At 69.9% G+C, this 12,381-nt stretch carries 12 protein-coding genes; 5 read left to right on the top strand and 7 right to left on the bottom strand.

What is annotated here, in order from left to right:
• Positions 1-56: 56 nt before the first annotated feature.
• The gene (locus tag VGB24_RS03635; RefSeq protein ID WP_331071599.1) at positions 57-941 is read right to left on the bottom strand and encodes a DMT family transporter; all 885 of its coding nucleotides are present in this window, start codon (positions 939-941) and stop codon (positions 57-59) included.
• Between the two features lie 154 nt (positions 942-1,095).
• Between VGB24_RS03635 and VGB24_RS03640 the strand changes: the two genes are divergently transcribed.
• Positions 1,096-1,671, top strand: a complete 576-nt coding sequence (locus VGB24_RS03640) for a pyridoxamine 5'-phosphate oxidase family protein (RefSeq protein ID WP_331071600.1) — start codon at positions 1,096-1,098, stop codon at positions 1,669-1,671.
• Between the two features lie 69 nt (positions 1,672-1,740).
• On the opposite strand, the gene VGB24_RS03645 is transcribed toward VGB24_RS03640, so the two are convergent.
• From VGB24_RS03645 to rho, 4 genes are all read right to left on the bottom strand, one after another.
• On the bottom strand, positions 1,741-2,412 hold the full coding sequence (locus VGB24_RS03645; protein ID WP_349263889.1) for a thymidine kinase: 672 nt from the start codon (positions 2,410-2,412) through the stop codon (positions 1,741-1,743).
• 120 nt (positions 2,413-2,532) lie between these two features.
• The gene (locus VGB24_RS03650) at positions 2,533-2,712 is read right to left on the bottom strand and encodes a hypothetical protein (RefSeq protein ID WP_331071602.1); all 180 of its coding nucleotides are present in this window, start codon (positions 2,710-2,712) and stop codon (positions 2,533-2,535) included.
• A 14-nt stretch (positions 2,713-2,726) separates the two neighbouring features.
• A complete protein-coding gene (locus tag VGB24_RS03655) occupies positions 2,727-3,152 on the bottom strand; it encodes an NYN domain-containing protein (RefSeq protein ID WP_331071603.1) in 426 nt (141 codons plus the stop codon).
• 126 nt (positions 3,153-3,278) lie between these two features.
• Positions 3,279-4,532 (bottom strand): transcription termination factor Rho, encoded by a 1,254-nt coding sequence (gene rho / locus VGB24_RS03660; protein WP_331021123.1) that lies wholly within the window; start codon positions 4,530-4,532, stop codon positions 3,279-3,281.
• Positions 4,533-4,718: 186 nt separating this feature from the next.
• Between rho and VGB24_RS03665 the strand changes: the two genes are divergently transcribed.
• The 4 genes from VGB24_RS03665 to VGB24_RS03680 all read left to right on the top strand — a co-directional run bounded on the left by VGB24_RS03665 (position 4,719) and on the right by VGB24_RS03680 (position 8,126).
• Positions 4,719-5,846, top strand: a complete 1,128-nt coding sequence (locus VGB24_RS03665; protein WP_331071604.1) for a site-2 protease family protein — start codon at positions 4,719-4,721, stop codon at positions 5,844-5,846.
• Between the two features lie 109 nt (positions 5,847-5,955).
• Entirely contained in the window at positions 5,956-6,321 is a 366-nt protein-coding gene (locus VGB24_RS03670; protein ID WP_331071605.1) for a hypothetical protein, read from the top strand.
• A gap of 24 nt (positions 6,322-6,345) precedes the next feature.
• On the top strand, positions 6,346-7,227 hold the full coding sequence (locus VGB24_RS03675) for a HAMP domain-containing sensor histidine kinase (RefSeq protein ID WP_331071606.1): 882 nt from the start codon (positions 6,346-6,348) through the stop codon (positions 7,225-7,227).
• Complete coding sequence (locus VGB24_RS03680) at positions 7,218-8,126, top strand: dihydrodipicolinate synthase family protein (protein ID WP_331071607.1); 909 nt, start codon at positions 7,218-7,220, stop codon at positions 8,124-8,126. Before VGB24_RS03675 ends, VGB24_RS03680 begins: the two co-directional genes overlap by 10 nt.
• Positions 8,127-8,236: 110 nt before the next feature.
• Here VGB24_RS03680 and VGB24_RS03685 read toward each other — a convergent pair whose 3' ends face one another.
• Both VGB24_RS03685 and VGB24_RS03690 read right to left on the bottom strand, forming a co-directional pair.
• A complete protein-coding gene (locus VGB24_RS03685) occupies positions 8,237-9,424 on the bottom strand; it encodes a M14 family zinc carboxypeptidase (RefSeq protein WP_331071608.1) in 1,188 nt (395 codons plus the stop codon).
• Positions 9,425-10,343: 919 nt separating this feature from the next.
• Positions 10,344-11,714, bottom strand: a complete 1,371-nt coding sequence (locus VGB24_RS03690) for a M24 family metallopeptidase (RefSeq protein ID WP_331071609.1) — start codon at positions 11,712-11,714, stop codon at positions 10,344-10,346.
• Positions 11,715-12,381 lie beyond the last annotated feature (667 nt).

Here is a 12,381-nt window from a genome sequence, read left to right on the forward strand (position 1 = left end):
CTCACGCACTCACGCACTCACGCACTCGCGCACTCACGCACTTCCCCCCTCCCCACTCACACCGCGGGCGGCTGGTCCCGTCGCTCCGCCCGCGCATCGACCAGCGTCCTCAGCAGCGTGGCGCCCAGGATCAGCACGCCCCCTACGATGGGCCACGCGCCCGGCCGCTCGCCGTGCGAAAGCCAGGCCCACACCGGGCTGAGCGCGGGTTCCAGCAGCAGGAGCAGCGAGGCCTCCAGGGCGGGGAGGTGCCGGAGGCCGTCGGTCAGAAGCAGGTACGCCGCGCCGATCTGGAAGATCCCCAGGTAGCCGACCGCCAGCCAGTCGCCACCGGTCGCGCCCGTTACCGGCAACGCGGCTGGGAGGCAGGCCAGGAAGGCGATCAGGTTCCCCGCCACCACGGTCGGAAGCGTCGAGCCCTGCCCCCCCTCCCGGCTCCCCATCCAGCGGAGCCCCATCAGCATCAGCGCGTAGGTGAAGCCGCTGAGCAGCGCGAGAACGTTCCCTCGGGGCGGGTCCGGAGCGGTGTGCAGGGGCTGGTCGGCACCGATGAAGAAGAGCAGCATCCCGAGCACCACCGGGGCCATCAGGACCAGGTCGCGCCGCCGCACGTGCTCGCCCAGGAGGAACGGACTCAGGAGCAGGATGTACAGCGGCGCCGTCGCCTGCAGGAAGATGGCGTTCGCGGCGGTGGTGAGCTTGTTCGCGGTGACGAACAGGACGAGGGTGGCGGCGTACAGGACCCCCACCGGGAGCACGTGCCAGCTCCACCCCCGGCGGGCCGCCGGAAGGAGCAGAAAGATGGCGGCCGCGGCGATGACGGAGCGCCCGCCCGCTACCTGCCACGACGTGAGGGTGGTAGCCTTGATGGCGGCGCCGCCCGTGGAGAACAGCAGGGCCGCGCCCAGGATCTGCAGGCGGTGCGTGGTTGCGGGAGCCAAGAGATCGTCGTCGGTGTCGGGAACGGGGCGAATCCGCGGGAAGGATGCCCTGCGCCCTCCGAGCCGGCAAGGTGCCGGGCGCCCGGCACGCGGCCTGCGCAGGCGGCGTCCCGCCCCAACCTTGGCCAAACCTTCTCTCGATGGACTGTCGAAGATGCCGGAATTCAGCAGCGGGCCGCACGACGCCACGCCCGCACCGACGGAAAAGAAGCTCGACCAGCTCTTCGGACTGATCGACGGGATCTCGGTCGCCATGTTCACCACGCGCCGCCCCGACGGAAATCTGGTGTCCCGGCCCATGCAGGTGCAGGGGCGGCAGGAGGGGGCGGACCTGTGGTTCGTGACCGACGGCGAAACCCACAAGATGGACGAGTTGGAGTCCGACCCGCACGTGAACCTGTCGTTCTACCGCGACCGCACGCGCGAGTGGGTGTCGGTGAGCGGGCGGGCGCGGGTGGTGACGGACCGGGCAAAGATCCACGAGCTGTACAAGCCCGACTGGAAGGCGTGGTTCCCCGACGACGGCCCGGACCGCGACGGCGGGCCCGACGACCCGCGCCTGGCGCTGATCGCCGTGGACGCCGACACGGTGGTCTACATGGTGAGCAACACGCCGCGGCCGGTGGTGCTGTTCGAGGTGGTGAAGGGCATCCTCACCGGCCAGCAGCCGAACGTCGGCGAAACCCACGTCGTCAGCGGGCACGAGATGCACGGCGGCACCGGCGGCTGATTCCGTCGAGCGAAGAAAGCGGCCCCGGCGCGTGTGCGCCGGGGCCGCTTCTGCTGTCCGCACGGATGGTCAGGCGCGGCGCTGCAGGCTTTCGTGGGTGAGGATCACCGGATCGTCGGGGGTGCTTTCCAGCAGTTCCAGCAGCGACGTCTGGTAGCGCTGGGCGCTGGGCACCTCGTGGCAGCCGCGGCAGCGCGCCTCGTATGCCTCGTCGCCGCCCACCTGGATGGTGGGGCCCTCGTACGGAGCCGGCTCGCCGTTCACCAGGCGCTGGTTCCGGGTGGCGGGATTGCCGCACATCAGGCAGATGGCGTGCAGCTTGTCCACCGTTTCCGCCACAGTCAGCAAGCGCGGCATGGGGCCGAACGGCTCGCCGCGGAAATCCATGTCGATCCCCGCCGCGATCACCCGCACGCCCCCATCGGCCAGCGCGCTGATCACGTCGACGATCCCCTCGTCCAGGAACTGCACCTCGTCGATGCCCACCACCTGCACGCCGGGCATCACCTTGCTGGCTACGTCGAACGACGATTGCACGGGGATGGCCTCCACGTCGGAGCCCGCGTGCGAGCTGATGGTGCGAATGCCGGCGTAGCGGTCGTCCAGAGCCGACTTGAACACCTGCACCTTGCGCTTGGCGATGAGGGCCCGGCGGACGCGCCGGATGAGTTCCTCGCTCTTGCCGCTGAACATCACCCCGGTGATGACCTCGATCCAGCCGCGGCCGTCGCCGTGGTACAGCGCGATGTCTCTCAAGTGAGTGCTGCGTTGGAACTTCGGGATGGGAACCCTGCGTGGGCGCCGCGCCGGGCGGGCGGCTGAAGCATCAACCTACCGGGCACGGGCGACCCGGACAAGTTGTCATTGTGCGTCGTTGTCCGGACGGCCGGAGTTTCTCAGATCGCCGGGGGGCGGCTGGACGCCAAGTTTCTCGCGAAGCCGCGCCAGCGATGCCGCGGCGGGGGAGCCTTCGCCACGTTGCATCTCAGCGACAGCTTCCAGGACATCCGCAAAGGATTCCGCGGTCGGGTCGGTGTCCATCAGTCCCAAGCCCCTCAGCGCGGCTTGTTGCGGCGTTCGAACACCACCTCGTCAGCGACGATCATGTAGCGGATCATCCGCTCGTGGGCCTCGGGAAAGGCCTCGGCGCGGTCGCGGAAGCGGTCGTTGCTCACGATCAGGGCATCCAGCTCCCGCGCGAACGCCAGGATGAAGTAGTCGGCGTCGGTGCCCGCGGGAGCCTGGCGGATCTTTCCCTCCTCGATCCGCCGCTCGTACCCCTCCCGGTCGTCGATCTGGTGCCGGAGCGCGGCATCGGCCATCACCACGGGCTCGTACCCCTCTTCCCGGAGCTTGCGCACCACGATGGCGATGTTCTCCAGCCGGGGGTGCTCGCCCTCGGTGGAGTGCGCCACGTTGCTCGCGTCGATCAGCACGGTCACCCGCTCCTCGCGGCCTTCTTCCTTCGGATCGTCCGGCATTTCAGGAACCAGGGAAAGACGGGAGCCACGGCAACGACGGTCGCCAAGGCAATGCAACAGGCGTACGCGAAAGGCCGGCCCCCGCGACGGAGGCCGGCCTTTGCAGGGGCGAGCCCGCGCGGGGCATCAGCCGCCGCGGGCCATGGAATCCAGGAAGTCCTTGTTCGCCTTGGTCTTGCGCATGCGGCTCAGCAAGAAGTCGATGGCTTCGGCCGGCGGCATGTCCGACAGGAAGTTGCGCAGCAGGTACACGCGCGTAAGCTCCAGCTCGTTGAGCAGCAGATCTTCGCGGCGGGTGCCCGAGCGGTTGAGGTCGATCGCCGGGAAAATGCGCTTGTCGGCGATGTGCCGGTCCAGCACGAGCTCCAGGTTGCCGGTGCCCTTGAACTCCTCGAAGATCACCTCGTCCATGCGGCTGCCCGTTTCCACCAGCGCCGTGGCGATGATGGTGAGGCTGCCCCCCTCCTCGATGTTGCGCGCCGCGCCGAAGAACCGCTTGGGCTTGTGCAGCGCGTTGGCGTCCACGCCGCCCGACAGGATCTTGCCGGAGTGCGGCACCACCACGTTGTACGCGCGGGCCAGGCGGGTGATGCTGTCCAGCAGGATCACCACGTCGCGGCCGTGCTCCACCAGGCGCTTGGCCTTTTCCAGCACCATCTCCGCCACCTGCGTGTGGCGGTCGGCGGGCTCGTCGAAGGTGGAGGAAATGACCTCGGCCTTCACGTTTTCCTGCATGTCGGTCACCTCTTCGGGCCGCTCGTCGATCAGCAGCACGATCAGGTGAACTTCGGGATGGTTCTCGGTGATGGCGTTGGCGATCTTCTGCATCAGGATCGTCTTGCCCGCCTTGGGGGGCGCCACGATCAGGCCGCGCTGCCCCTTGCCGATGGGGGCGATCAGGTCCATCACCCGCAGCGACAGGTCGCCGCCCACCGTTTCCAGGTGAATGCGGTCGTCCGGATAGCGCGGGCGCAGGTTGTCGAAGGCCACGCGGTGCTTGGCCCGGTCGGGCTCGTCGCCGTTCACCCGCTCCACCTTCAGCAGCGCCAGGTAGCGCTCGCCCTCCTTGGGCGGGCGCACCTGCCCCATCACCGTGTCGCCGGTGCGAAGGTCGAAGCGCTTGATCTGGCTGGGCGAAACGTAGATGTCGTCGGGCCCGTACAGGTAGTTCCAGTCCTGCGAGCGCAGGAAACCGTAGCCCTCGGGAAGCACCTCCAGCACGCCCTCGCCCCGCAGCACCACCTCGCTGTCGAGCAGGTTCTGCTCGATGCGGTAGATGAGGTCCTGCTTGCGGAGGCCGGAATAGTTGGAGATGTTGAGCCCTTCCGCCATCTCGTGCAGCTCGGCGATGCTCTTGGTCTTGATGGTGCTAATGTCCACGTTCTGCTCCGAATGTATCAGCACGGCCCGGCCTCGATGGTGCGGCTGCCGGGTTCGCTGGATCGTTCCGCGATATGTGCGGGGAGGCGAAAAAGAGAGGCGCGCCGCGCCCGGGTCTGTGCAGGCTTTGTTTCAGGGGACGTTGGCCCCAACCTAAGCACCGTATACACGAGCGTCAAGGAAAAAGTGCCCGACGACTGGGGGCCGTTCGCGCCCTGGCGAATGGTGGAGCTGCACGGCCAGCAGGTGGTTCACGCATACCTGCACCCCGGCGTTACGGCGGATGACCCGCAGGTTTCCGACTGGCTGGCCCGCTGGCCCGGGCCCCGCTACCTGCAGGACGGCCCCTACGGAGTGGAGGCGACGCTGGTTCGCCGGGTGGCGCCCCGCCCTCGCGAGCGGTGGTGGCTTCACGCGGTGCTCCTGGCGCTCACCCTGCTGACCGCCACCATCGCGGGCGCGTGGATGACCCCGGGCAACCCGCTCGCGATGGCGAACGCGAGCGTCGCGGGGCAAGCGATTCCCGTGCCTGCGCGATTCACACCGCTCGCGCTGGCGCCGGGCTTGTGGTTCTCCGTTCCGTTGCTGTGCATTCTGGGCGCGCACGAACTGGGCCACTGGGCTTTCGCCCGGCGCCACGCGATGGATGCCTCGCCCCCGTACTTCGCCCCCGCGCCGTGGGTGCTGAGCCCCCTGGGCACCTTCGGGGCGTTCATCCGCCTGCGCTCGCCGCTGATCAACCGCGCCGCGCTCCTGGACGTGGGCGCCGCCGGCCCCGTCGTCAGCTTCGTCCTTTCCATTCCCGTCTACGCCGCGGGACTCATGTTCAGCCAGGGATTTGGCGAGAAGACGCCCAGCGGCGCCCGCGTCGTCGCCCTGTACCCGGACAGCCATCTTCCCCTGGGCGAGTCGCCGCTGCTGTGGGCCCTGCGCGCCCTCTCGCCCCTGGCCGACGCGCAGACCATCGTCCTTCATCCCCTGGCGGTGGCGGGGTGGTTCGGCCTGTTCTTCACCGCGCTCAACCTGTTTCCCGTCAGCCAGCTGGACGGCGGGCACGTGGCCTATGCCCTGTCGCCGCGGCTTCACCTCGCCGCCAGCCGCGTGACCGTGGGGGTGCTGCTGGTGTTGGGCGCGTGGTACCCGGGATGGTGGGTGTGGGCGGCGCTGGTGCTGCTGATCGGGCGCGGGCGGCTGGCGCACCCGCCCGTGTGGGACGCGTCGTTCCGGCTGAACGGGCCGCGCCGCGCGGTGGCGTGGGCGTGCTTCGTGTTGTTCGTTCTGGCGTGGGTGCCGGTGCCCGTGCCGCTCGGGTGAGAGCCGGGCGGCGCTCCGGTTGCCGTTTCCCTTGACGAGCACGCCACAAAAACGGAAATTCTCCACCCGGGGAGTAGCACCCAAAGTGCACGCCTTACCGGAGGTCCGGATGGCACGCCACAACCGCGAAGGCGAAGGAGAGGACCAGCACGGACGCCGGTACATCATCGGCTACCAGCCGGACTGGTTCCATCAGGTGAAGGTGGCCCGCGGGCTGGACAGCGGGCGCCAGTCCACCAAGATCCTGCTGCGCAACTCCGAGACGCCGCTGGCCGACCCCGGCCCGCGCGTGCGGACGCACATCGCCGCGCCCGAGCTGGGCATCGAGTTCGAGGTGAACCTGCGCGACGACCGCGGCGTCGTCCGCCGCATCATCGTGGAAACCATCGTCCCCGAGGGCGAGGAAAAGGGCGAAACGGTTTCGTTCATCGTGTCGCGCATTCCCGATACGCGCCGGGCCGACAGCCGTGGCTGAACGCCTGTCCGTGCGCCGCATCGCATGACCCTGGCCCAGACGGGATTGGCGGTGCCCGACAACCGCCTGCTCTTCGTGGTGAGCGTGGTGGTGGTGGCCAGCGTGGTGCTGTTCGCGGCCGGCGTCATCGTCACCCTGCTGCGCCGCTCCGACCGCCAGCGCGCGGAAGAGGAGAAGCTGGCGGCCATGGGCACCGCCACGGCGCGCATCCTTCACCAGATCAAGAACCCGCTGCAGACCATCGTGCTGCACGCCGACCTGCTGCAGAACGAGCGCATGGTGGCCGACCCCCTGCAGCGGCGCGAGGTGGCCGAGGCCATCATCGGCGAGTCGCAGCGGCTGGTGGCCATGCTCGACGAGCTGTCGGTGTACGCCTCGGGCGCGCAGCGGGCCATGAACCGCCAGCCGATGGAGCTTCACCAGCTGGTCCGGCAGGTGGCGGGCTACGAGTCGGGCGGAACGGGAATGCGGGTGGACGTTTCCCGGGTGTCGCCCGCCGTGGTGCTGGCGGACCCGTACTACGTTCGCCAGGCGCTCGACAACCTCGTGCGCAACGCGGCGGAGGCCATGGCGGCGCAGGACGACGCCCGCTTGGCCATCTCGGTGGACCGCGAGGGGGGCACCGCCGTGGTGCGGGTTTCCGACAACGGGCCGGGGATCGCCCCGGAAAAGCTGGACCAGATCTTTCAGCCGTTCGTCAGCACGAAAGGGAAGGGAATGGGGCTGGGGCTGGCCATTTGCCGCGAGATCGCGGAGGCCCACGCCGGGCGCCTGGAGGTGGAGTCGGCGCTGGGCGAGGGCACCACGTTCACCCTGCGCATTCCCCTGTACGGCGACGGCGTGAGCACGGGCGCGCTGCCGGGGCTGGCCCCCGAGCCGCACTCCGCGGGGGCCGCATGGAGCTGAGCGGCGTCTTCGCCCCGGCCACCACGCCCTTCGATCCCGTGACCGGCGACGTGGACGTGATCTCCATGCGCGCCAACCTGCGGCGCTGGATGGAGGCGCCGCTGAGCGGCGTGGTGCTGTTCGGGTCCACCGGCGAGGGCGTGCTGCTGGACGAGGAAGAGAAGGTGAGGCTGACGGCGGCCACCCGCGAGGTGGTGGATGGCGGCCGGCTGCTGCTGGCGGGCACGGGCGCGGAGAGCACCCGTTCCGCCATCCGGCAGACGCACGCCGTGGCCGCGGCCGGGGCCGACGCGGTGCTGGTGCAGCCGCCCACCTTCTACAAGCCCCTGCTTACGCCGGCCGCCCTGCGCGACCACTACCTGGCCGTGGCCGAGGCGGCTCCCGTTCCCGTGATCCTGTACCAGGTGCCGCCCAAGTTCAGCGGCATGGAGCTGGAACCGGGGCTGGTCCACGAGCTGGCCAAGCACCCCAACATCATCGGCATCAAGGACTCGTCGGGCGACCTGCGCACGCTGGGCGACCTGGCCGACGCCTGCCGCGGCGGGTGCGACGTGCTGTCGGGGAGCGGCGCCATCATGTACGCGGCGTTGGAGATGGGCGCGGTGGGCGGCATCCTGGCCGTCTCGCTCCTGCTTCCCCACGAGTGCGCGGCGCTGGTGCGCGCCTTTGGCGAGGAGCGGTTCGGCGAGGCGGGGCGCCTGCAGGAGCGCATCGCCCCGCTGCACAAGGTGGTGGTGGGCGACCTGGGGATTCCGGGGATGAAGGCGGCGCTGGACTCCATGGGAATGCGCGGCGGGGCGCCGCGCCCGCCCATCCAGCCGCTGCGCAACCGCGACCGCGGGCGACTGGCCGACGCGCTGGCGGCGGCGGGGATTTTGCCGAATCCGATTGCGGCCTAGGGGAGTGCGTTAGTGTTAGTGCGTTAGTGCGTTAGTGCGTTAGTGCGTTTAGTGCGTTAGTGATCGAGAACCGGGCGGCCTGCGGGCGCGCCCGGTTTTTCGTTTCGGCCTCAATCCGGAGTTCTGCGGTAGCCGCTCGCCCCCACGCTCCACACCCCCTCGCTCGCACGGTCGGGAGTGCGGCGCAGCACGAAAATGGCGGGGCTGTCCACCGTCAGCACTGGCGCAGCCGGGCCTTCCTGCGACAGCATCGCGGGCGCGGGGTGCAGGTACAGCCCCGTCGCGTCGATGGTGTCGCGCGCCGCGGCTTCCGCCAGGTCCCCGATTTCCGTGATGCGGCCATCCCGGTGCGCCAGGGCATCGGCGAAGTTGATGGACAGGTCGGCCCGGTACGGCTCGATGCCCGGCAGCACGATGGTGGCGCCGCGCACCAGCAGGTCGTTCACCGATCGCCCGTTCTCCGGAAGCTCCTCGTACAGCGCAGGATCCGCGGCCGTGTACGACTCCGTGGCGATGGCGTCCAGCGCGCTCACCAGCGCCACGAAGTTCACCTTGCGCAGGTACTGCTTCTCCGGATCGTCCCTCCATCCGCCGGACTCGATCAGCACGGTGCTCGTTCCCCAGCTCTGCATCAGGTCGCCGAACGCCCGCGGGTTGAAGGTGTCGTCGTAGCGGGTGACGTGGCCCGCGACGAGGGGCTCGGCCGCGACGCGGATGACCGCGGCGATGCGCTTGGCCCGCATCCGCACCGGGTTGTCGTCACCCGCACGATCGAAAGGAGGCGCGAGCAGCGCGATGGCCGCCAGCCTGTCGCTGCTTCCCACGCGGGCGCGGACGTCCTGGTCGTGGAGGTTGAAGCCGAACTCGGGCCGGAAGCGCTGGTGCACCGCGCGGAGGATGCGCGCTTCCGGGGTGACGAGCGCGCGGGCGTCGCGGTTCACGTCGATGCCCATCGCGTTCCGCCGCTGAAAGCGCTCGGCACCATCCGGGTTCAGCATCGGCACGGCGACGATCGTCAGGCGCTCCGCGATGCGGCGGGCGCGCGGGTCGTCGGGCGCGGCGGCCAGGAAGCGGAACAGGTCGGCCAGAGCCATCGAGGCGGTGGACTCGTTGCCGTGCATCTGCGACCAGAGGAGGACGCGGGTGGCGCCGCGCCCGTAGCTGACGGTGTAGATTGGCCGCCCCTCGGCCGAGCGGCCGACCTCCTCGCGCTCGGGGCCACCGGGAGCGTCCACGACCGTGCCGAGCGCGTTCCAGAGCTCCCGGTGAGTGAACTGGCGGGCCGTGAGCGCCGGCACCCGATATTGGTCGTGAAGCCGGACCAGTTCAGCGACCGCTGCGTCGTCGCGGAATACAGCCGCTGACGGGGCGGCGCGCACACAGCCGGCAATCGACAGGGCCGTCAGGAGAGGGAGGGTCGCTCGGAGGCGGAGGGGATGGAAGTTCATCGGGTTCCGTGTGATGGGCGAAGGGGACTTCGGTCGGGGTTCGACTGCCGGTTTCGCGGGCGGGGGTGGCCCCTCCCCCGGCAAACTGCGCCGGGAGAGGGGAGAACTTCGGCTGGGGTTCGACTGGCTTCGGCGCATGCTGCGGGAGCCCCCTCCCCCGGCCTCTCCCCCGCAAACTGCGCGGGAGAGAGGAGAACTTCGAGCGGGGTTCGACTGGCTTCGGCGCATGCTGCGGGAGCCCCCTCCCCCCGGCCCCCGTCCCCCGCTGCGCAGGGGAGGGGGAGATTTCGACTGCGGTTCGGTAGCTTCGGCCGCAGCCGATGTCATCCCGATGGAGCGGCCACGGTGAGCCTGCCCGTACACCGGCGACCGCAGCGACTGAGGGATCCGCCACACATTTCGGCGGTCGCACCGAGGTTCTCCCGTCACCATGACCGCTGTTCACGGCTCTCGCCATGGCGAGAAGTGATGGGATCGATGCGTCCGACTCCGTGGAGCGGGCACCCTGCTGTGTGGCGGATCCCTCAGTCGCTGCCTGGCTTCGGCGTGAGGGACGGCGCGGGTGGCCGCTCCATCGGGATGACATCGTGCGCTTGGGCAGGTGCGGCGCGCGTGCGGGTGAAGCCCCGGGCGGGACGCGACAGCGGCCCGAGCCGGGGCTTACCGCTGTCCCAGCGGCGGGTTCACCCGCTCACGGCACCCCGCTCACGGCACCGGACCTTGGAACCGGTGCGCCTCGACTCGTGCTCCCCGCCCTCCGCCTGGCTTCTCACCTGACCAGGTGGAAACGCTCCTGGCGGGCGAGCACCCATCGGCGGGTGCCGTCGGCGTCGATCCAGGCTTCTTCCTCGAGCGCCATCCGCACCGGCTGGCCGCCCCACTCCGCGACCGGCGTGGTCGCCTGCAGTTCGATGGAGAACCAGCTGTTCGGCACAAGCGTCACCTCGCCGCGCCCCTCAACACCCTCCTGCCGGTCCCACAGCCCGATCAGCGGCCCCGCGCCGTGGCCGTGGTCGCCGACGGGGTGCGTGTACACGGTCCCGTCGATCCCCTCGCGCCGCATCCGCTCGCGCGTGGCCCGGAGCACCGCGTTGCCCGTGGCACCGGGGCGCATCTCCTCCAGCAGCAGGTCCTGCAGGCGGTTGGCGCGGCGCAGCGCCGCGTACAGCCCGGCGGGCGCGTCGGTTTCGCCCTCGCGAAGCACGTAGCCCATGTGCTGCGTGTCGGTGTTCAGCCCCAGCGCCGTCAGGCCGAAGTCGGTGTGCAGCACGTCACCCCGGCGAATCACCGGGTCTGCCGAGTCGCCCATCTCCACGCCCGCCCTTTGCACCGTCACCGACGGCTGGAACCACGTCCCCAGCCCCAGCTCCGACAGCCGCTGCCGCATCCACCAGACGACATCCTGCGTGCGCGTTTCGCCCGGCTTGACCACCTGGCTGGAGAACGCGGTGCGGATGATGTCGTGCGCCACCTGCTGCATCCGCACGTACGACGGCATCATCTCCGGAAGCCGCTCCTCGATGTAGCGCAGGGCCAGCATCTCACGCCGGACCACGCGCTCACGGTAGCGCGGGGGGAGCGCCTCGCGCAGCTGCTCCCATTCGCCGGCGGTGAGGCCGTCGGAAAAGGCGTGCGTGTGCGAGATGTTCACGGCGATGGTCGCCGGGTCGCACGCGTCCACCAGCGGAGGCAGAAGCCGCCACTGGTCGGCGCCGTAGGGTTCGGCGGGGCGCACGGTGGGCCCGGCCGTACCCATCGCGGCCTGCGGGTCGCGCACCACGCGGTACAGCCCGCCCTGCGGCGATCCGCCGATGGCGATGCGGTCCACCCCGCGCTCCGCCCCGTGATCGCAGAACACGTAGATCGTCCGCCGACGGGCCGCCATCGTCGTGGGCGAGACGAGCGACCAGAACACCGGGTCTTCGTTGTACTCGCGGACGGGGACGATCCACATCGACACGCCTTCCTGGCGCATCAGCCGCGGCAGCACTCTTTCCAGCCGCAGACGCAGCCACTCCTGCCGGGTCTGCGCCTGCTCGCGCAGCGTGCCGAGCGGGGGCTCGGATTGCGCCTCGGTGGAAGCCGGGGCGGCGGCGATCGTCAGCGCGGCGAGCGCGATCGTGAGACGGCGGGCGGTCATGCGATGGATCGTTCGAGTGGATGGCGGCGAGTGCGAGGAAGGAGTCTGCGCGCGGGAGCACTGTCGGGCAAGGCTGCAGGCCCACGCCCGGCCTCTCTCCGCACGATACCGCTGTGCGGAGAGGGAGAGGTTCGGCTGGGATCCGGCTGAATCGGGCGCGCGCCCGTGGCGCCCCCCTCTCCCAACCTCTCCCCCGCAAACTGCGCGGGAGAGAGGCGCTAGCTCGGTGTGGACCCGCGTCCTGGGCGAAGATCCAAGAGTGTTGCGCCAAACGACACGTTGATTACCACGGCATTCGCCGAAGCGCACGGCACTCGCTCCCTTCCCCCGCGGCAGTTTGCGGGGGAAGGGCTGGGGATGGGGGGCGCCCGCCCGAGCACCCCACTTCTCGCTGCCACCGCTCACGGGAGCCACGGTGCACGCCGAAGCTTGCGTCCGCTTCGATGGCTGTGTGGCGGATCCCTCAGTCGCTGCGAAGTTCGGTGTTCGGGCGAGTACGGTTTGGCCGCTCCATCGGGATGACATCGTGGGCCTTCCATCGCTGCCGAGCGCAACAGGTGGTAGATGCCCGGTTGGGGGATGCCCGCATGTTGTGGCGCGGGTGATGCGTCACGTCTCAGCGCCAACAACTGCCGTTTCCCGAACGGATGGCGAAGATGTTGCATTC

The organism is Longimicrobium sp. (genome assembly GCF_036399935.1).
Classification (GTDB): domain Bacteria; phylum Gemmatimonadota; class Gemmatimonadetes; order Longimicrobiales; family Longimicrobiaceae; genus Longimicrobium.

What these genes read in the sequence shown, in the direction of transcription:
- VGB24_RS03650 (WP_331071602.1), bottom strand. Translation starts at nt 2,712, where the DNA reads ATGGACACCGACCCGACCGCGGAATCCTTTGCGGATGTCCTGGAAGCT.
- VGB24_RS03690 (WP_331071609.1), bottom strand. Translation starts at nt 11,714, where the DNA reads ATGACCGCCCGCCGTCTCACGATCGCGCTCGCCGCGCTGACGATCGCC.
- VGB24_RS03640 (WP_331071600.1), top strand. Translation starts at nt 1,096, where the DNA reads ATGCCGGAATTCAGCAGCGGGCCGCACGACGCCACGCCCGCACCGACG.
- VGB24_RS03675 (WP_331071606.1), top strand. Translation starts at nt 6,346, where the DNA reads ATGACCCTGGCCCAGACGGGATTGGCGGTGCCCGACAACCGCCTGCTC.
- VGB24_RS03680 (WP_331071607.1), top strand. Translation starts at nt 7,218, where the DNA reads ATGGAGCTGAGCGGCGTCTTCGCCCCGGCCACCACGCCCTTCGATCCC.
- VGB24_RS03670 (WP_331071605.1), top strand. Translation starts at nt 5,956, where the DNA reads ATGGCACGCCACAACCGCGAAGGCGAAGGAGAGGACCAGCACGGACGC.
- VGB24_RS03655 (WP_331071603.1), bottom strand. Translation starts at nt 3,152, where the DNA reads ATGCCGGACGATCCGAAGGAAGAAGGCCGCGAGGAGCGGGTGACCGTG.